Raw genomic sequence first — 18398 nt, forward strand, 5'->3', positions numbered from 1 at the left:
ACGGTCCAGTGGTTCGGCGAAGTCACCACCGGGCGCCGCACGGGGACGCCGTCACCCCCGCCCCGTCAGGAGCGTCAGCAGCAGCGCACCCAGCAGCCCGCCGGCGGCCACGACCGCCAGCGTCCACAGCACCACCCGCACCCGCAGGGCGCGCGCCACCATCACCGCCGACGGCAGGCTCACCGCGGGCAGCACCACCAGCAGCGCGCCGACCACGGCGCTGCCGAAGCCGACGGCGGCCAGCCCCTGGGCCAGCGGCACCTCCCCGGCCGTGGGGATCACCAGCAGCGTGCCGAGCACCACGGCCACCAGCGCGGTCAGGACGCCCCACGAGCGGGCGTCCTGGCCGAGCGGGAAGAGCCAGCCGCTGAACGCGCCCACCGCGAACACCACGACGAGGTACTCCGGCACGACGAGCAGCGACGTGCGCGCCAGCGCGCGGGGGAAGCCGCGGGCGCCGGGCTCGTCCGCGGCGGCGGTGACCACCTCCGCGGCGTCGGCGGGGACCCGGTCACCGGCCAGGCGCGCCACCAGCGCGCTGCCGGCCACCACGACGAGCAGCCCCACCACCAGCCGCACCGCCGCCCACTGCCACGGCGCCACCAGCAGCAGGAACACCAGCACCGCGGGGTTCAGCAGCGGGTTGCCCAGCCAGTAGGCCACCACCCCGGCGGTGGGGGCGCCGCTGCGGCGCAGGGCCGAGGCCACCGGTGCCGTGCAGCAGGTGCACATCATCGACGGGGTCGCCAGCAGCCCGCCGACCAGCGCGCTGGAGGAGCGGCGGCGCCGCTGCAGCAGGCCCAGCAGCCAGCGCCGCGGCACGAGCGTCCGCACGGCCGCGGCGATGACGAGGCCGGCGACGAGCGCCTTCCACACCGCGGCGGCGTAGACCTGCGTGAACCTCCAGCCGGCCGCGAGGCTCGGCGCGGACCCCGGCTCGATGCCGGCGGCCTCGACGACGGAGGTCCCCGACCAGGCGCGCGTGCCCGCCAGCTCCACCGTCCGCGCCGCGTACGGCGACCACTTCGACCACAGCAGCAGCCCGGCCGCGAGCGCGGCGAACACCAGCACGCCCAGCACGGCGGACCTGCCCGGCCCGCGAGCGGGTACGGGGGTTCCGGGGACGGCCACGGGGGGCTCCTCTCGACGGTGCCCGCGGGCGTGCGCTGCTGCACGCGCCGGGCGGCCGCCGCACCGTAGCGCGGCGGCCGCCCCGGCGGTGCGCGCCGGCGGGTCAGTCGGGCACGAAGTCGAACGTGTCCGGGTTCGGGCCGGTGCGGCCCTCCTCGCCCTTGTCCAGGGCGCCGATCGCGACCACGTCCTCGCCGCTGAGCTCGAAGTCGAACAGGGCGAAGTTCTCCTCGATGCGCGCCGGCGTCGTCGACTTGGGGAAGACGACGTCACCGCGCTCCACGTGCCAGCGCAGCACGACCTGCGCGGGGCTCTTCCCGTACCGCTGGGCGATCTCCGTGACGACCGGGTCGCCGAGGACGGCACCTTGGGCGATGGGCGACCACGCCTCCACCGCGATCCCGTGCTGCGCGCTGGCGCGGCGGACCTCGTCGTTGGTGAAGTACGGGTGCACCTCGATCTGGTTGACCGCCGGGACGACGGTCGTCTCGTCCAGCAGCCGCCGCAGGTGGTGCGGCTGGAAGTTGGACACCCCGATCGAGCGCAGCCGGCCGTCGGCGTGCGCCTCCTCCAGCACCCGCCAGGTGGAGGCGAAGTCCCCGCCGTACCGGGTGGGCAGCGGCCAGTGGATGAGGAACAGGTCGAGGTAGTCGGTGCCCAGCGCCGCGAGCGAGTCGTCGATCGCGCGGCGGGCGGCGTCCGGCTCGTGGAAGCCGTTGTTCAGCTTGCTGGTGATCCAGACGTCGGCGCGGTCCACGCCGGCGTCGCGCACGCCCTGGCCGACTCCCGCCTCGTTGCCGTACATCTCGGCGGTGTCGACGTGCCGGTAGCCGACCTCCAGGGCGCGGCGCACCGCCTGCGCGGTCTCGGCCGGGTCGATCTGGTAGACGCCGAAGCCCAGCTGAGGGATCTCGCGGCCGTCGTTGAGCATGATCGTGGGCACTGCCACGGGAACTCCTCCTCGGTCTGGCTGACCTGTCGCGCAACACGCTGGTCCCGGTTGCGCGAGCGCGCCACCGGAACCTGCCGTATGGTCCGGGCCATGGGGTTGAAGACCTTCATCGAGGGCTGGCCGGTCTACCGGCAGCTCACGGGCGACGATCCGCTGGGACGCGGTGCCGCGTCGCAGTCGAAGCGGTCCGCGACGCTGACGCCGCGCACCGCGACGGCCGACAGGGTCGCGAAGTCCGTGTGCCCGTACTGCGCCGTCGGCTGCGGCCAGCGCGTCTACGTCAAGGACGAGCGGGTCACCGCGATCGAGGGCGACCCCGACAGTCCGCACTCGCGCGGGCGGCTGTGCCCCAAGGGTGCGGCCAGCGAGCAGCTCGTCAACGGCGACCAGCGGGTGACGACGGTGAAGTACCGCGCCCCCTTCGCCACCGAGTGGTCCGACCTCGACCTCGACACCGCGATGGACATGATCACTGACCGGGTGATCGACGCGCGCCGTCGCGGGTGGCAGGACGCCGACGACCACGGCAACAAGCTCAACCGCACGATGGGGATCGCCAGCCTGGGTGGCGCCACGCTGGACAACGAGGAGAACTACCTCATCAAGAAGCTCTTCACCGCGATGGGCGCCGTCCAGGTGGAGAACCAGGCCCGCATTTGACACTCCGCCACGGTGCCCGGTCTGGGTGCCTCGTTCGGTCGCGGTGGGGCCACCGGTGACCTGCAGGACCTGAGCAACGCCGACGTCATCGTCATCCAGGGTTCGAACATGGCCGAGTGCCACCCGGTCGGGTTCCAGTGGGTGATGGAGGCGAAGGCGCGCGGGGCCAAGGTCATCCACATCGACCCCCGCTTCACGCGCACCAGCGCGCTCGCGGACACCTACGTGCCGATCCGCAGCGGCACGGACATCGTGCTCCTCGGGGCGATCATCAACCGCGTCCTGACGCAGGAGCGGGACTTCCGCGAGTACGTGCTGAACTACACGAACGCCTCGTGGATCATCAACGAGGACTTCCAGGGCACCGAGGACCTCGACGGGCTGTTCTCCGGGTTCGACCCCGAGACCCGCTCGTACGACACCGACTCCTGGCAGTACGCCGGCTCCGAGGAGCACGGCGACGAGGAGGAGGAGACCAACCGCTCCTCCGACAGCGAGACCGGCCAGTCCATGGGGTCCGGCGGCGCTCCCGTCGACCACCAGCAGATCCAGCGCGACGAGACGCTGCAGGACCCGCGCACGGTCTGGCAGATCCTCAAGCGCCACTTCGCGCGGTACACCCCGGAGATGGTCGCCGAGGTGTGCGGCGTGCCCACCGACGTCTTCGACGACGTCGCCGAGGCGTGGATCTCCAACTCCGGCCGCGAGCGGACCGGCGCGCTGGTCTACAGCGTGGGCTGGACCCAGCGCGGCACCGGCGTGCAGTACATCCGCACCGGCGCGATCCTCCAGCTGCTGCTGGGGAACATGGGCCGCCCGGGCGGCGGCATCATGGCGCTGCGCGGCCACGCCAGCATCCAGGGCTCCACGGACATCCCCACGCTGTACAACCTGCTGCCCGGGTACCTGCAGATGCCGCACGCCGAGCGCCACCCGGACCTGCAGACCTACGTGGACAGCATCAAGGGCACGAACCAGAAGGGCTTCTGGGGCAACGCGGACGCCTACACGGTCAGCCTGCTCAAGGCGTACTTCGGTGACAGCGCCACCGCGGAGAACGACTACCGCTTCGACGACCTGCCCCGCATCAACGGTGACCACGGCACCTACGGCCAGGTCATGGACATGATCGCCGGCGGGAAGATCTTCGGGTACTTCCTGCTGGGGCAGAACCCCGCGGTCGGCTCCGCGAACGGCCGTGCCCAGCGCCTGGGCATGGCCAACCTGGACTGGCTCGTGGTGCGCGACCTCGTGATGATCGAGAGCGCCACGTTCTGGAAGGACTCCCCGGAGGTCGGCACCGGCGAGATCGTGCCGGAGGAGTGCCGCACGGAGGTGTTCTTCCTGCCCGCCGCCACCCACGTGGAGAAGGAGGGCACCTTCACGCAGACGCAGCGGTTGCTGCAGTGGCGCGAGAAGGCCGTGGAGTCCCCGGACGACGCGCGCAGCGAGCTGTGGTTCTTCTACCACCTGGGCCGGCGCATGCGCGAGAAGCTGGCCGGCTCCACCGACCCGCGCGACCGCCTGCTGTTCGACATGACCTGGGACTACCCGGTGCACGGCGAGCGCGACGAGCCCGACGCCCACGCCGTGCTGAAGGAGATCAACGGCTACGACGTGACCACCGGGGAGCTGCTGCCCGGGTACACCTCGCTCAAGGCGGACGGCAGCACCTCCAGCGGCTGCTGGATCTACTCCGGCGTGTACGCCGAGGGCGTCAACCAGGCCGCCCGCCGCAAGCCCGGGCGCGAGCAGAACCTGCACGCGCCCGAGTGGGGCTGGGCGTGGCCGATGAACCGCCGCGTCCTGTACAACCGCGCCTCGGCGGACCCGGACGGCAAGCCGTGGAGCGAGCGCAAGGCGCTGGTCTGGTGGGACGAGGACACCGGGAAGTGGACGGGCGACGACGTGCCCGACTTCGAGGCCACCAAGGCGCCCTCCTACCGGCCGCCGGAGGGTGCCACGGGCGTGGAGGCCCTCGCCGGTGACGACCCCTTCGTCATGCAGTCCGACGGCAAGGGCTGGCTGTTCGCGCCCAAGGGCGTCGTCGACGGCCCGCTGCCGGCGCACTACGAGCCCGCCGAGTCGCCGTTCCGCAACACCGTCTACACCCAGCAGCAGAACCCGGCGCGGGTCATCTACACCAACCACCTCAACGAGGTGCACCCCAGCCCGCCGGAGCCGGGTGACGACGTGTTCCCGTACGTGTGGACGACCTCGCGCCTCACCGAGCACCACACGGCCGGCGGCATGAGCCGGTTCCTGCCGTACCTGTCGGAGCTGCAGCCCGCGCTGTTCATGGAGGTCTCCCCGGAACTGGCGGCCGAGCGCGGCCTGCAGCACCTGGGGTGGGCGCACGTCATCACCGCGCGGGCCGTGGTGGAGGCGCGCGTCATGGTGACCGACCGCCTGGCCCCGCTGAAGGTGCAGGACCGCGTGGTGCACCAGATCTGGCTGCCGTACCACTGGGGCTCGGGGGGCCTGACGACCGGCGACGTCGTCAACGACCTGGCGCACATGACGGTCGACCCCAACGTCCACATCCAGGAGTTCAAGGCCGGCACGTGCGACGTGCGCCCGGGGCGCCGGCCGCAGGGGCGCGGGGCGCTCGACCTCGTCGACGAGTACCGCGTGCGCGGCGGGGTCACGATGGCCACCGGCAGCGTCGCGGTCACCCAGCAGTACCTGGACGGGCGGGTGGCCCGCGGCGAGCAGGCCGTGGCCGGTGGCACCCCCGCGGGCACGGGGGAGCACCCCGAGCTCATCGAGAAGGTGCTGTCGGTGCGGCACGACATCCGCTCCCGGCCGGGGCAGCCGCAGCAGGAGGGCGTCGACGGGCGCGCCCTGGTGCTGGGCGACGGCCCGCGCGCGGCCGCCCGCAGCGCGGGCGAGGACCGGGCGGACCGGGCGGACCGGGCCGACGGGGACGGCGCCGGCGACGGCGGGGAACAGGGGAGGGAGAGCTAGTGGTCTCGGCGAACAGCCTGTCCGGGCGACTGGAGGACCCTGCCCGCGACGCGGGGTACGTCGACCCGCCACCGCGCAAGGGCTTCTTCACCGACACCTCGGTGTGCATCGGCTGCAAGGCCTGCGAAGTGGCGTGCAAGGAGTGGAACGCGGTGCCGGAGGACGGCATCGACCTGCTCGGCATGTCCTACGACAACACCGGTGGGCTCGGCGCGGACTCCTGGCGCGCGGTCGCCTTCATCGAGCAGTCCCGGCCGGTGGGGAACCAGACGGCGCCGTTCTCCTCCGCGGCCACCGGCCGCAGCGCGGAGCAGCTGCAGCAGGACACCGTCGCCGCCGGCATCGACGTGTTCGACGAGGCGTCCCGCCTCGGGACCGGCGTCCCCGGCGGGCAGCCCCTGGCGGACGCCGCCGCGGACGCCTCCGGCGGCTGCGGGTCGGGCGGCGGGTGCGGTTGCGGCGCCCAGGCGTCCGCCACCACGAGGTCCTCCGGGACCGCGGAGGAGGGCGAGCAGTTCCTCGGCATGCCGGGGATGCTGGCGCCCGCCGCGCTGCCCGACCGCGACGGCCGGCAGTCGATGCGCTGGCTGATGATGTCCAACGTCTGCAAGCACTGCACGCACGCCGCCTGCCTGGACGTGTGCCCCACGGGGTCGCTGTTCCGCACGGAGTTCGGCACCGTGGTGGTGCAGGAGGACATCTGCAACGGCTGCGGGTACTGCGTGTCCGCCTGCCCCTACGGCGTCATCGACAGGCGCGAGGTCGACGGCCGGGCCTGGAAGTGCACCCTGTGCTACGACCGCCTCGGCGAGGGGGACACGCCGGCCTGCGCGAAGGCGTGCCCGACGGAGTCCATCCAGTACGGCGACCTCGACGAGCTGCGTGAACGGGCCGAGCGGCGCCGGCAGCAGCTGCACGACGTGGGCGTCACCGAGGCGCGCCTGTACGGGCACGACCCGGACGACGGCGTCGGCGGCGACGGGGCGTTCTTCCTGCTGCTGGACGAGCCGGAGGTGTACGGGCTGCCGCCGGACCCCGTGGTCACCACCCGGGACCTGCCCTCGATGTACAAGCACATGGTGGTCGCCGCCGGGGCGATGGTCCTGGGCGTCGTCGCGGCGGCGGTGGGGCGGCGATGAGCGAGCAGCCCCAGATGAAGGGTCTGCAGCCGGAGCCACGGCCCTCCCAGGCCACCCCGCACCAGGCCGGCCAGCCCGACCGGCCCGGCACGGACCCGGTGGGCGGGCAGGCGGCGCGCATGTGGAGCGCCGGCATGGGGCGCCGGCGGCAGGAGGGCGGCAAGCGCCGCCGGGGTGATGTCAACGCCGTCGTCCCCGAGGCGGAGTTCCGCTCCTACTACGGCCGCGCGGTGCTCAAGCCGCCCGTGTGGGAGCACGACATCGCCTACTACCTGTTCACCGGCGGGCTCGCCGCCGGCAGTTCGATGCTCGGCGCGGTGGCGAACCTGCGCGGGGACGTCGGCGCGCGCCGCGGCCTGCGGCTGACCGCCCTCGGGGCGGTCGGCGCCAGCGCCTACTTCCTCATCGCCGACCTGGGCCGGCCCGAGCGCTTCTACCAGATGCTGCGCGTCGCCAAACCCACCTCGCCGATGTCCGTGGGCACGTGGATCCTCTCCGCGTACGGGCCGCTGGCGGGGGCCGCCGCCGTCTCGGAGGTCGCTCCGCTGCTGCCCCGGCACGGCCTCCTGGGCCTGGCGCGCAAGGTCGCCGGGCCGGCTGGTGCCCTCGCCGGAGCCGGGGCGGCGTTGACCGCCCCGCTGCTGGCGACCTACACCGCGGTGCTGTTCGCCGACACCGCCGTGCCGAGCTGGCACGAGCCGTACCGGGAACTGCCGTTCGTGTTCGCCGGCAGCGCCCTGGCCAGCGGAGCCGGCGCCGGGATGCTGCTGGCGCCCCTGGCGCAGGCCGGCACCGCCCGCACCGCCGCCGTGATCGGCGCCGGGCTGGAACTGACCGCGGCCCACCGGATGGAGAACGAGCACGGCATCGTCAGCGAGCCGTTCCACCACGGCCGGCCCGGCAGGTTCCTGAAGACCGCCCGGGCGCTCACCCTCGCCGGTGCCGCCGGCGCGGTCCTGGGCCGCCGCTCCCGGTTGCTGTCCGCCGCCGCGGGCGCCAGCCTGCTGGCCGGGTCGCTGCTGACGCGCGTGGCCGTCTTCGAGGCCGGGGTGGCCTCCGCGAAGGACCCCAAGTACGTCGTCGTCCCCCAGCGCGAGCGCCTGCGGGACCGCGCCGCGCGCGAGCAGCAGGACCACCGCGCCGAGGACGGGGGAGTCCAGCAGGACAGCGCCCAGGAGACCCGCACGTAGCACGCACACAGCACCACCCCGGGGAGGGACCGTGGCGTTCAAGTCACCCGACCAGATCGCCGTCGCCGCCGTGGCGGCGGGGGAGAAGAAAGCCCACCTGAGCGTCGGCAAGCTCCTCGTCGGCGGTTTCCTCGCCGGTGCCTACATCGGCATCGCGGGCCTGCTGGCCGTCGACGTCAGCGCCGGCATGGACCGGGCCATCTGGGGCGGTGCCGTCACCTTGATCACCGGCGCGGTGTTCAGCCTTGGCCTGATCCTCGTCCTCATCGCCGGCTCGGAACTGCTCACCGGGAACATGGCGCTGGTGCCGATGGCGCTCATGCGGCGCAAGGCCACCTGGGGGCGCCTGGCGCGCAACTGGGGCCTGGTGCTGGCCGGGAACCTGGTGGGCTCGCTGTTCGTGGCCTACTTCCTCGCGGTGCAGACCGGGGTGATCGGCGGCCCGGGTGCCGAGGACGGCACCACGGCCGCCGCGACGTTCGAGCGGCTGTCGTCCATCGCGTCCGGCAAGGCCCTGGCGGAGAGCAACCTCGAGGTGTTCCTGCGAGCCATCGGCTGCAACTGGCTGGTGTGCCTGGCGGTGTGGATGTCGCTGGCGGCGGAGGACGTCGCCGGCAAGATCCTCGCGATCTTCTTCCCCATCACCGCGTTCGTGGCCCTCGGGTTCGACCACGTCGTCGCCAACATGTTCTTCCTGCCCGCCGCGTACTGGGCCGGGACCCCCGGCCTCGGCTGGGGCGACATCCTGGCCAACTGGCTCTTCGCCGGGCTCGGCAACGCCATCGGCGGCGCGGTGCTCGTCGGGGTCGCCTACTGGTTCCTGTACCTGCGCGGCACGCCGCAGGACGCGTCGAAGCCGGCCGGCACTTCCGACGACTCCGCCACCGCCGGCGCCCCCCGCGGCAGCGGCCGCGACGCCCCCTGACCCTCCCGACCCCCGCGGTGATCTTGCACGGTTGAACCTTCACCCGTGCAAGATCACCGCGGGGCGGAGGCGGCCGGGGGGTCAGCGGACGGCGATGGTCACGCCGTCGCGGGCCGGGACGAACTCGCCCACGACCGGGTACCCGGGCACCTCACCGGCCACCAGCAGCCCGCCGGAGGTCTGCGCGTCGGCCAGCAGCACCAGCTCGTCCTCGCCGGTGCGCCCGGCGTCCAGGCTCGGGCGCACCCACTGAAGGTTCCGGCGGCTGCCGCCGGGCACGAACCCGGCCGCCAGCGACTCGCGCGCACCGTCCACGTACGGCACCGCCGCGGCGTCCACGACCGCGCTCACCCCGCTGGCGCGGGCGATCTCGTGCAGGTGCCCCAGCAGCCCGAACCCCGTCACGTCGGTGGCGCAGCGCGCCCCCGACGCCAGTGCCGCCTCCGAGGCGTGCGCGTTCAGGGTCGTCATCACCGCCACCGCCTGCTCGAAGACCTCCCCGGTCTGCTTGTGCCGGTTGTTCAGCACCCCCAGGCCCAGCGGCTTCGTCAGCGTGATCGGCACCCCCGCCACCGCCGCGTCGTTGCGCAGCAGGCGCTCCGGGTCGCCCGTGCCGGTCACGGCCATCCCGTACTTCGGCTCCGGGTCGTCGATGCTGTGCCCGCCGCCCAGGTGGCAACCGGCCGCCGCCGCCGCGTCGGCGCCACCGCGCAGCACCTCGCGCGCCAGCTCCGGCGGCAGCACCTCGCGCGGCCATCCCAGCAGGTTCACCGCCACCAGCGGCGTGCCGCCCATCGCGTACACGTCGGACAGCGCGTTCGTCGCCGCGATCCGCCCGAACGCGTAGGCGTCGTCCACCACGGGGGTGAAGAAGTCCGCCGTCGCGATCACCGCCAGCCCGCTGCGCACCCGCACGACGGCGGCGTCGTCGCCCACCCCCACGAGCAGGTCCTCGCCCGGCGGCGGCGCCAGCCCCGCCACCATCTCCTCCAGCTCCCCGGGGGGGATCTTGCACGCGCAGCCGCCGCCGTGCGCGTACTGCGTCAGGCGCACCGTCGCCGTGGGGTCCGTGGTCGTCACGGCGCTCACCGTAGGCCCGCGCCGCGCGTGTGGCAGGCTGGCCCCCGCACGCTGAGCGGGGAGGCGTACGGGTGCCTGGTGGCCCCCGCGGTCTTCAACACCGACGTGACCGAGCACCTCGGTCAGGTGGGTTCGATTCCCATCCGCCTCCGCCAGCGCGCACCCCCGCCGGCGCACGCCCTGGCCCCCGGGTGGGTGCCCGGGGGTAGGTTCGGCCACCGTGCCCGCCGCCCCGACCGCCACCCAGCCCGAGAGCCCGCAGGACCCGCGCCGCGCCGTGCCCCGCACCGACGCCGTCCTGGCCGCCCCGGAGCTGGCCGCCGCCATCGGCGCGCGCGGGCGCGAGAGCGTCAAGGCCGCCGTGCGGGAGGTGCAGCAGCGGGTGCGCGCCGGGCAGGTCGCGCCCGGCGACGTCGTGCCCGCCGTCCTGGCCGCCCTGCCCCCCACCGCCACCGCGCGGCGCGTGCTGAACTGCACCGGCACCGTCCTGCACACCAACCTCGGGCGCGCCCAGCTCGCCCCCGCAGCCGTGGACGCCGTCGCCACCGCCGCCGGCGCCACCGACGTCGAGATGGACCTGGCCACCGGCCGGCGCGCCCGGCGCGGGCGCGGTGCCCTGGCCGCCCTGCGCGCCGCGGTGCCCGACGCCGGCGACGTGCACGTCGTCAACAACGGCGCCGCCGCCCTCGTCCTGGCCGCCACCGCGCTGGCCGCCGGCCGCGAGGTCGTCGTCAGCCGCGGGGAGATGGTCGAGATCGGCGACGGGTTCCGCCTGCCGGACCTGCTGGTCTCCACCGGCGCGCGCCTGCGCGAGGTCGGCACCACCAACCGCACCACCCGCGCCGACTACGCCGCCGCGATCGGGCCGGACACCGGCATGGTCCTGAAGGTCCACCCCTCCAACTTCGTCGTCACCGGCTTCACCGCCGGCGTGGACGCCGGCGACCTCACCGGCCTGGGCGTTCCCGTCGTCGTCGACACCGGTTCCGGGCTGCTGGCCCCCGAACCGCTCCTGCCCGGTGAACCGGACGCCGCCACGGCCCTGCGCGCCGGCGCCGACCTGGTCACCGCCAGCGGCGACAAGCTCCTCGGCGGCCCGCAGGCCGGGTTGCTGCTGGGCCGCGCCGACCTCGTCGAGCGGCTGCGCCGGCACCCCCTGGCGCGGGCGCTGCGCGTGGACAAGCTCACCCTCGCCGCCCTGGAGGCCACCCTGCGCACCACCGCCACCCCCACCCACCGGGCCCTGCACGCCGACGTCGCCGTCCTGCGCGAGCGGTGCGCGGCGCTCGCCGGAGCGCTGCGCGCCGGTGGTGTGGACGCCGAGGTGGTCGACGCCGCCGCCGTCGTCGGCGGCGGCGGCGCGCCCGGGGTGCAGCTGCCCTCCGCGGCCGTCGCGCTGGACGAGGCGCTGGCCGCACCGCTGCGGCTGGGGGAGCCGCCCGTCGCGGGGCGCCTGGAGCGCGGCCGGCTGCTGCTGGACCTGCGGTGCGTGGACGGCTCCGCGGACGCCGAGGTCGCCGGCGCCGTGCTGCGCGCGGCGCGGGGAACGGGGGTCTAGGGGTGCACGTCGTCGCCACCGCCGGTCACGTCGACCACGGCAAGTCCAGCCTGGTGCGGGCCCTGACGGGCACCGACCCGGACCGGCTCGCGGAGGAGAAGCGCCGCGGCCTGACGATCGACCTGGGCTTCGCGTGGGCGCAGCTGCCCGGCGCGGGCACCGTCGCGTTCGTCGACGTCCCCGGGCACGCCTCGTTCGTGCCCACCACGCTGGCGGGGGTGGGGCCCGTGCCGGTGGCGCTGCTCGTGGTGGCCGCCGACGGCGGGTGGATGCCGCAGTCCGCCGAGCACCTGGCCGCGCTGGACGCCCTCGGGGTGCGCCACGGGCTCCTGGTGGTCACCCGCGCCGACCTGGCCGACCCCGCCGGCGCCCTGGCCGCCGCCCGCGAGCACCTCGCCGGCACCACCCTGGCCGGGGTGCCGGCCGTGGCGTGCAGCGCCGTCACCGGCGCCGGCCTGCCGGAGCTGCGCAGCGCGCTGGCCGGCGTCCTGGCCGCCGTGCCGGCACCGCCGGCCGACGCCCCCGTGCGCCTGTGGGTGGACCGCGCCTTCACGGTCCGCGGGGCCGGCACGGTCGTCACCGGCACCCTGGGGGCCGGCACGCTGCGCGGCGGCGACGAGCTGGACCTGGCCACCGCGTCCGGGGTGCGCCGCGTGCGGGTGCGCGGGTTGCAGAGCCTGGAGCAGGACGTGGCCCGGGCCAGCGGCGTGGCCCGCGTCGCGGTGAACCTGCGCGGCGTGGAGCGCGGCGACGTCACCCGCGGCGACGCCCTGCTCACCCCCGGCTGGTCGGTGCGCACCGGCGTGGTCGACGTGCGCTGCCCGGGCGGGCGCGCCGACGGCGAGCCGGAACCGCTGCCCGCCCGCATCGTCGTGCACGCGGGCTCCGCCGCCGTGCCCGCCCGCACCCGCCCGCTGGGCACCGACGGGCCCGACCTGCTGGTGCGCCTGCAGCTGGCCGCGCCGCTGCCGCTGGTGCTGGGCGACCGGCTCCTGCTGCGCGACCCCACCCGCCACCTCGTCCTGGGTGCGGGCGTCGTGCTCGACGTGCGCCCGCCCGCGCTGCGCCGGCGCGGCGCCGCCGCGACCCGCGCCGCCGACCTGCACGGCCTGCACGGCGAGCCCGACGAGACCTCCGAGCTGCGCCGCCGCCGCGTGGTGCGCGGCGCGGACCTGCGCGCCATGGGCGTGGACGTGCGCACCACGCCCGTGGCGGGGGACTGGCACGTGGCGCCGGGCCTGCTGGAGCAGGTGGCGCAGCGGCTGGCCGCGCTGGTCGCCGAGCACGCCGCCGCCGACCCCCTGCAGCCCGGACTGCCGGTCGAGGAGGCCCGCCGGGCACTGGCCCTGCCGGACCGGGCGCTGGTGCTGGCCGCCCTGCGCCCGCCGCTGCGCGTGGTGGACGGGCGCGTGGTGGCCGGTGCGGCCGCCGGGGAGCTGCCGCCGCGGGTGGCGCGCGCCGTGGCCGCCGTCCTGGACGACCTCGCCGCCCGCCCGTTCGCCGCCCCCGACGCCGAGCGGCTGCGGGAGCTGGGACTGGGGCGCAGCGAGCTGGCCGCGGCCGTGCGCGCCGGGCGCCTGGAACGCGTCGCCGAGGGCGTGGTGCTCGCCCCGGGGGCGCTGCGGCTGGCCGCGCGGGAGCTGGCCGGCCTGCCGCAGCCGTTCACCGCCAGCCAGGCCCGCGGGGCGCTGGGCACCTCCCGCCGGGTGGCGCTGCCGCTGCTGCAGGCCCTGGACGCGGCGCGGCTGACCGCCCGCGACCCCGACGACCGCCGGCGCGTGCTGGCCGGGGCGGAGTGATCGGGGTGGACTGACCGCCGCGGACCGACCGGGGCGGGTGCGGCGCCGGTGGGCCGTCCGGGGGGTGGTGCGCCGCCACGCGGGTGAGTGCGCGTTTAAGCACAGCGCCGTCATGTGATCACGTGGTGACACTGGGGCAGCGCCCCCCGCACCGGGCGGCGCCGCGCGACGCACCCGGAGGAACGGCCCGTGAGCACTCCCCAGCCCCACCCGCTGCCCGAGCCGAGCGGTCCGCGCGTCGTGCGCCTGCAGCCGGTCCTGGCCACCGCCGTGCCCGCCACGGGGCTGGTGGCCTCCGTGGTGCTGTTCGCCCAGGCCGGCCCCGGCACGGCCGCGCTCGTCGCCGGCGGTGCCCTGCTGACCGGTGCGGCGCTGCGCTGGGCGCACCGCACCGCCGCCCTGGCCCGCAACCTGCGGGCGCTGGGCCTGAGCGTCCCCGGCAGCGAGGGGCGGGACGAGGTGGACGCCCCCCGCGTCCGGGACGCGGGCGCCGCCGAGGCGGTGGTGCCGGCTCGCGGCGAGGCCGCCTGACCGCACCCGCCCTCCCGCCGGCGCACCGGCTCTCCCGCTGCAGCGCTACCGCCTCCGGCCGCGCTGACCCGCCGGTGCACCTGACGAGGCACCCGATCGGGTGACGGGTGGGGTTGCTGAGGTGCCGCCCCTGCGGCAGCGTGTTCCCCTTGTCACGCAGTGCAGTGACGCGCGAGGCTTCGACGATCCGGGGACGGGCGCCGGTTCGCACCGGTGGGGAGGGAGGGCAGGCCATGACGTTGTGGCCCTGGTCCGCGCGTCACCGGGCCGGTGACGACGTGCGCGCCCGCGTGGTGCCGTGGGCCGTGGCGTCCCCGCTCGTGGTCGTGGGCGTCGTGGCGCTCGCGCAGCGCGCCCTGGACGGCCCGCCCAGCCTGGCCACGCTGCTGGCGGCCCTGTGCGGTGGGCTCGTCAGCGCCCTGCTGCTGCTCGCGCTGGCCGTGAAGTCCGCCGAGCGCGTGGACGAGGACGCCCGCCAGCGCCAGGACCTGCTCGACGCGGCGCTGCGCCAGGCCCTGCACGACCCGCTCACCGACCTCGGCAACCGCCAGCTGTTCACCGACCGCCTCCAGCACGCCCTGGCCCGGCGCGGCTCGCGCGGCTGCGCCGTGCTCTACCTCGACCTGGACGGCTTCAAGAAGGTCAACGACACCCACGGTCACGCCGCCGGCGACGCCGTGCTCATCGAGGTCGCCCACCGGCTGCGCGCCGCCGTGCGCCCCGAGGACACCGTGTCCCGCTTCGGCGGTGACGAGTTCGCCGTGCTGTGCGAGGACCTCGCCGACGACCTCACCGCCAGCCGCATCGCCGAGCGCGTCGTGTCCTCCATCGCCGACCGCCCCGTGACCGTCGGCCCGGACCGCTCGCTGACCATCACCCCCAGCGTCGGCATCGCCCTGGCGAGCGACGAGGGCGACGCCTCCAAGCTGCTGCGCCGCGCCGACGCCGCCCTCTACCGCGCCAAGGAGGGCGGCAAGGCGCGCTCGGAGCTGTTCGACGAGCACATGCAGGCCCAGGCCGTGGACGCCTCCCAGACCGAGGTGGACCTGGCGATGGCCGTGGAGCAGGGGCAGCTGCGGCTGCACTACCAGCCCATCGTCGACCTCACCGACGGGCACGTGCAGGGCGTGGAGGCCCTGCTGCGCTGGCAGCACCCCCGCCGCGGCCTGCTGCACCCCGGCGACTTCGTGCCCCTGGCCGAGCGCACCGGCCTGATCGTGCCGATCGGGCAGTGGGTCATCCGCGAGGCGTGGCGGACCCTGTCGGAGTGGTACGGCCGCGAGGGCGACGACTGCGACTTCACCGTCTCCGTCAACGTCTCCCCGCGCCAGCTGGCCGGCGGGCAGCTGCTCGACGCCGTGGCCGCCGAGCAGCCGCCCGGCGCGGCCGGCAACGCGCTGCTGGTGGAGGTCAGCGAGGAGCTGCTCGTCGCCGACGCCAACGCCGGCTTCAGCACCCTGCACGCGCTGCGCATGATGGGCGTGCGCGTGGGCGTGGACGACTTCGGCCGCGGCGTCTCCTCCCTGTCGCACCTGCAGACGATGCCCGTGGACCACGTCAAGGTGGACCGGCACTTCATCGCCGGCCTGGGCCGGCGCCGCCAGGACGAGGCCGTCGTCGCCGGCATCATCGGCATGGCCCGCAACATGGGCGTCGGCGTCATCGCCGAGGGCGTGGAGACCCCCGAGCAGCTGGGGGCGTTGCGGCGCATGGGCTGCGACGCCGCCCAGGGCTTCCTGCTGGCCCACCCCGGGCCCGTCCTCGACCTGGACCGCGCGCTGCCCGAGGCCACCGCCGGGATGCTGCACGACGTCCTCGACCTCGAGCGCGCCACCCGCGACGTCGAGGCCGGCGCCCACGCGGCCGCGCTGCCCCGCGACCCCGCCGTGCGCTGAGCCCTTCGAGCTCTCGCCGCTCGACACCTCCCCGTGGTGATCTTGCACGGGTGAACGCTCGACCGTGCATGATCACCACGGGGAGGCGGGTGTCGAGCGCAGAGCGGTGCCGGGTAGCGTCCCGGCGTGCCGCGGATCGAGCTCGACGACCTGACCGATGACCGGTACGCGGACCTGCTGCGCGACTACACCCACCTGAAGGACGTGCAGCTGCGCGCCCGCCGCGAACCCGCCGAGGGCCTGTTCCTCGCCGAGGGCGTCGAGGTGGTCCGCCGGGCGCTGGCCGCCGGGCACCGGCCCCGCTCGTTCCTGCTCAGCCCCGCCCGCGCCGACGAGCTCGCCGACGTCCTGCCGCCCGACGTCCCCGTCCTGCTCGCCCCCGTCGAGGCGTTCGCCCGGCTGACCGGCGTGGACCTGCACCGCGGCGCCATCGCCTCGATGCACCGCCCGCCGCAGCGCGACACCACCGTCCTGCTGGACGCCCTCGGGCCCGGCCCGCGCCGGCTCGTGGTCCTCGAGGACGTCGTGGACCACACCAACGTCGGGGCGCTGTTCCGTTCCGCCGCCGCGTTCGGCGTCGACGGCGTCCTCGTCAGCCCCCGCTGCGCCGACCCGCTCTACCGGCGCAGCGTGCGGGTCTCGATGGGCACCGTCCTGCACCTGCCGTGGGCGCGCGCCACCACCTGGCCCGGCGACCTGGACCTGCTGCGCCGCAACGGGTTCACCGTCGCGGCGCTGGCGCTGGCCGACGACGCGGTGGACCTGGGGGAGTTCCGCGCCCCCGAGCGCCTGGCGCTGCTGCTGGGCACCGAGGGCGACGGGCTCAGCCGGAAGGCGCTCGCCTGTGCCGACGTGGCGGTGCGCATCCCCATGGACGAACGGGTGGACAGCCTCAACGTCGCCGCGGCCAGCGCGGTGGCGCTGTGGCAGACGCGTCCGCGCTGACACCCCCGCCGACACTCCCGCTGACGAGGCGGCGCAGGGCGACCCACGCCAGCGGCGCGTACGGCGCGACCAGCAGCGCCGGGGTCAGCCGCAGCTCGGTGAGGCTGCCGCCGGGCACCGAGACCACCCGGTGCTCCAGTTCGGCGACCAGCGGCCCGGCACCCACCCGCCACCGCCAGGTGCGCGAGGGCTCGTCCACGGCGGTCACCCGGAACGGCAGGCGCACCCCCAGCGGCGCCCGCACGGTGCCGGTGACGCCGGCGGCGATGCGCGGCGCGGAGCAGTCCACCCCGGCGATCTGCGGCGACCACGACGGCCAGCGCGCCGGCAACGCGTAGTCCTCCCACGCCGCGTCCGCGGCGCGCCGGCCGCGCGCCACCAGCAGCACCGCTCAGCCCGGCAGGGCGATGTCGGCGACCTCCGCGCCGGGCAGCGCGGCGACGTCCGCGCCGCGCACCACGAGCTTGGAGCGGCGCACCCCGGAACCGATGAGCACCCACGGCGAGGCCGCCACGGCGCGGTCCACGAGGACCCGCCACCCGTCCGGCAGCCCCACCGGGGTGATGCCGCCGAACTCCATCCCCGACTCGGCCACGGCCCGCTCCTGCGGCAGGAACGACGCCTTGCGCACGTCCAGGGCCTTCTTCACGGCGCCGTTGACGTCGGCGCGGGTGGTGGCCAGCACCACGCACGCCGCGACGCGCTCGTCACCGGCGCGCTTGCCGGCCACGACCACGCAGTTCGCCGACCCCGCCGGCGGCACCCCTGCCGCCTCCACGAGGGCGGCGGTGTCGGCCACGTCCGGGTCGATCGCGCACACCCACGCCCCCTGCGGCAGCGCCGCGGCCACCTGCGGCGGCAGCAGCTCGGGGTGCTCGGCGGCGGGCAGCAGCTCCAGCGTCCCGGCGACCTTCTGGGCCTCGGCGGGTGCGGTGCTCACCGGGAGTAGACGGGGGCGAGCGTGGCGCGCGCCAGCACGTGGCCGAGGCTCATGAACGCGGCGACGGTGGGGGTGGCGCCCTCGGGCAGCCCCAGGGACTCCACGTCCAGGGCGTGCACGGCGAAGACGTAGCGGTGCGGGCGGTCGCCGGGCGGGGGAGCGGCGCCGGTGTAGTCGGCGGTGCCCATGTCGTTGCGCAGCACGGTGGCGCCCTCGGGTGCGGGCTGCGCGCCCGCACCGGTGGGCAGGCTCGTCACGGTGACGGGCAGGTCCACGACCGTCCAGTGCCAGAAGCCGGCCGGGGTGGGGGCGTCGGGGTCGAAGACGTTGAGCAGGAACGACTTCGTGCCCTCCGGGAAGCCGGACCAGGACAGCTGCGGGGACGTGTTCCCGCTCGCGTGCGCCTCGGCCATCGGCTCGCCCTGGGCGACGTCGGTGGACGTCAGCGTGAAGGACGGCACCTTCGGCAGCAGCGAGTACGGGTCCGGTGCGACGGGGCGTTCGAGGTCCATGCCCCGACCCTACGAGCCCCGCCCACCGCCCGCAGCCCGCCCACCCGCTGCCTCCGGCCCCGTCGCGACCCCGCCCCTCCCTTCTTCCGTGTTGTTGGTCGGGGGGGCGGGGGCCCGGGGGAGGTGTGCCCGCGGGGGCGTGGGGGGGGGGGGGGGGGGGCGGGGGGGGGGCGG

14 protein-coding genes, 1 tRNA gene and 1 pseudogene are annotated in these 18398 nt (G+C 75.7%); 10 read left to right on the top strand and 6 right to left on the bottom strand.

Annotated elements, in window-relative coordinates:
• Positions 1–51: 51 nt before the first annotated feature.
• Positions 52–1131 carry a permease gene (locus ACRYM0_RS07330; RefSeq protein WP_432503562.1) on the bottom strand — a complete coding sequence of 360 codons (1080 nt, stop codon included), beginning with the start codon at positions 1129–1131 and terminating at the stop codon, positions 52–54.
• Positions 1132–1234: 103 nt separating this feature from the next.
• Complete coding sequence (locus ACRYM0_RS07335; RefSeq protein WP_432503596.1) at positions 1235–2062, bottom strand: aldo/keto reductase; 828 nt, start codon at positions 2060–2062, stop codon at positions 1235–1237.
• A 111-nt stretch (positions 2063–2173) separates the two neighbouring features.
• Between ACRYM0_RS07335 and fdh the strand changes: the two are divergent.
• The 4 genes and pseudogenes from fdh to ACRYM0_RS07355 all read left to right on the top strand — a co-directional run.
• Positions 2174–5419 (top strand): annotated as a pseudogene (gene fdh, locus ACRYM0_RS07340) (formate dehydrogenase); the annotation flags it as partial.
• Between the two features lie 290 nt (positions 5420–5709).
• A complete protein-coding gene (locus tag ACRYM0_RS07345) occupies positions 5710–6849 on the top strand; it encodes a 4Fe-4S dicluster domain-containing protein (RefSeq protein ID WP_432503564.1) in 1140 nt (379 codons plus the stop codon).
• A complete protein-coding gene (gene nrfD / locus ACRYM0_RS07350; RefSeq protein ID WP_432503567.1) occupies positions 6846–8039 on the top strand; it encodes an NrfD/PsrC family molybdoenzyme membrane anchor subunit in 1194 nt (397 codons plus the stop codon). The genes ACRYM0_RS07345 and nrfD overlap by 4 nt, the downstream gene beginning before the upstream one ends.
• Positions 8040–8070: 31 nt before the next feature.
• Complete coding sequence (locus ACRYM0_RS07355) at positions 8071–8964, top strand: formate/nitrite transporter family protein (RefSeq protein WP_432503569.1); 894 nt, start codon at positions 8071–8073, stop codon at positions 8962–8964.
• A gap of 81 nt (positions 8965–9045) precedes the next feature.
• Here ACRYM0_RS07355 and selD read toward each other — a convergent pair whose 3' ends face one another.
• Positions 9046–10053 carry a selenide, water dikinase SelD gene (selD, locus tag ACRYM0_RS07360; RefSeq protein ID WP_432503571.1) on the bottom strand — a complete coding sequence of 336 codons (1008 nt, stop codon included), beginning with the start codon at positions 10051–10053 and terminating at the stop codon, positions 9046–9048.
• A gap of 50 nt (positions 10054–10103) precedes the next feature.
• On the opposite strand from selD, the gene ACRYM0_RS07365 reads away from it, so the two are divergent.
• From ACRYM0_RS07365 to ACRYM0_RS07390, 6 genes are all read left to right on the top strand, one after another.
• A tRNA-Sec gene (locus tag ACRYM0_RS07365) sits at positions 10104–10199 on the top strand.
• A gap of 65 nt (positions 10200–10264) precedes the next feature.
• The gene (gene selA / locus ACRYM0_RS07370; protein WP_432503573.1) at positions 10265–11602 is read left to right on the top strand and encodes an L-seryl-tRNA(Sec) selenium transferase; all 1338 of its coding nucleotides are present in this window, start codon (positions 10265–10267) and stop codon (positions 11600–11602) included.
• A 2-nt stretch (positions 11603–11604) separates the two neighbouring features.
• Entirely contained in the window at positions 11605–13401 is a 1797-nt protein-coding gene (gene selB / locus ACRYM0_RS07375) for a selenocysteine-specific translation elongation factor (RefSeq protein WP_432503575.1), read from the top strand.
• 189 nt (positions 13402–13590) lie between these two features.
• Positions 13591–13932 (top strand): hypothetical protein, encoded by a 342-nt coding sequence (locus ACRYM0_RS07380; RefSeq protein WP_432503576.1) that lies wholly within the window; start codon positions 13591–13593, stop codon positions 13930–13932.
• Positions 13933–14165: 233 nt separating this feature from the next.
• On the top strand, positions 14166–15827 hold the full coding sequence (locus ACRYM0_RS07385; protein WP_432503578.1) for a putative bifunctional diguanylate cyclase/phosphodiesterase: 1662 nt from the start codon (positions 14166–14168) through the stop codon (positions 15825–15827).
• Between the two features lie 126 nt (positions 15828–15953).
• Positions 15954–16772, top strand: a complete 819-nt coding sequence (locus ACRYM0_RS07390; RefSeq protein ID WP_432503580.1) for a TrmH family RNA methyltransferase — start codon at positions 15954–15956, stop codon at positions 16770–16772.
• Here the strand turns inward: ACRYM0_RS07390 and ACRYM0_RS07395 are convergent.
• From ACRYM0_RS07395 to ACRYM0_RS07405, 3 genes are read right to left on the bottom strand one after another with little or no spacing between them, the layout of a single operon-like run.
• Positions 16720–17160, bottom strand: a complete 441-nt coding sequence (locus ACRYM0_RS07395; RefSeq protein ID WP_432503582.1) for an SRPBCC family protein — start codon at positions 17158–17160, stop codon at positions 16720–16722. The two genes, ACRYM0_RS07390 and ACRYM0_RS07395, sit on opposite strands and share 53 nt — an antisense overlap.
• A 3-nt stretch (positions 17161–17163) precedes the next feature.
• On the bottom strand, positions 17164–17712 hold the full coding sequence (locus ACRYM0_RS07400) for a YbaK/EbsC family protein (protein WP_432503584.1): 549 nt from the start codon (positions 17710–17712) through the stop codon (positions 17164–17166).
• Positions 17709–18224, bottom strand: coding sequence for a YbhB/YbcL family Raf kinase inhibitor-like protein (locus tag ACRYM0_RS07405; RefSeq protein WP_432503586.1), 516 nt, complete (start codon positions 18222–18224; stop codon positions 17709–17711). Before ACRYM0_RS07405 ends, ACRYM0_RS07400 begins: the two co-directional genes overlap by 4 nt.
• Between the last annotated feature and the right edge of the window lie 174 nt (positions 18225–18398).

It is taken from the genome of Kineococcus arenarius subsp. arenarius (assembly GCF_050871845.1).
Taxonomy (GTDB): domain Bacteria; phylum Actinomycetota; class Actinomycetes; order Actinomycetales; family Kineococcaceae; genus Kineococcus.

Coding starts and splice junctions, on each gene's coding strand:
- ACRYM0_RS07335 (WP_432503596.1), bottom strand. CDS start 2,062: ATGCTCAACGACGGCCGCGAGATCCCTCAGCTGGGCTTCGGCGTCTAC.
- nrfD (WP_432503567.1), top strand. CDS start 6,846: ATGAGCGAGCAGCCCCAGATGAAGGGTCTGCAGCCGGAGCCACGGCCC.
- ACRYM0_RS07405 (WP_432503586.1), bottom strand. CDS start 18,224: ATGGACCTCGAACGCCCCGTCGCACCGGACCCGTACTCGCTGCTGCCG.
- ACRYM0_RS07385 (WP_432503578.1), top strand. CDS start 14,166: ATGACGTTGTGGCCCTGGTCCGCGCGTCACCGGGCCGGTGACGACGTG.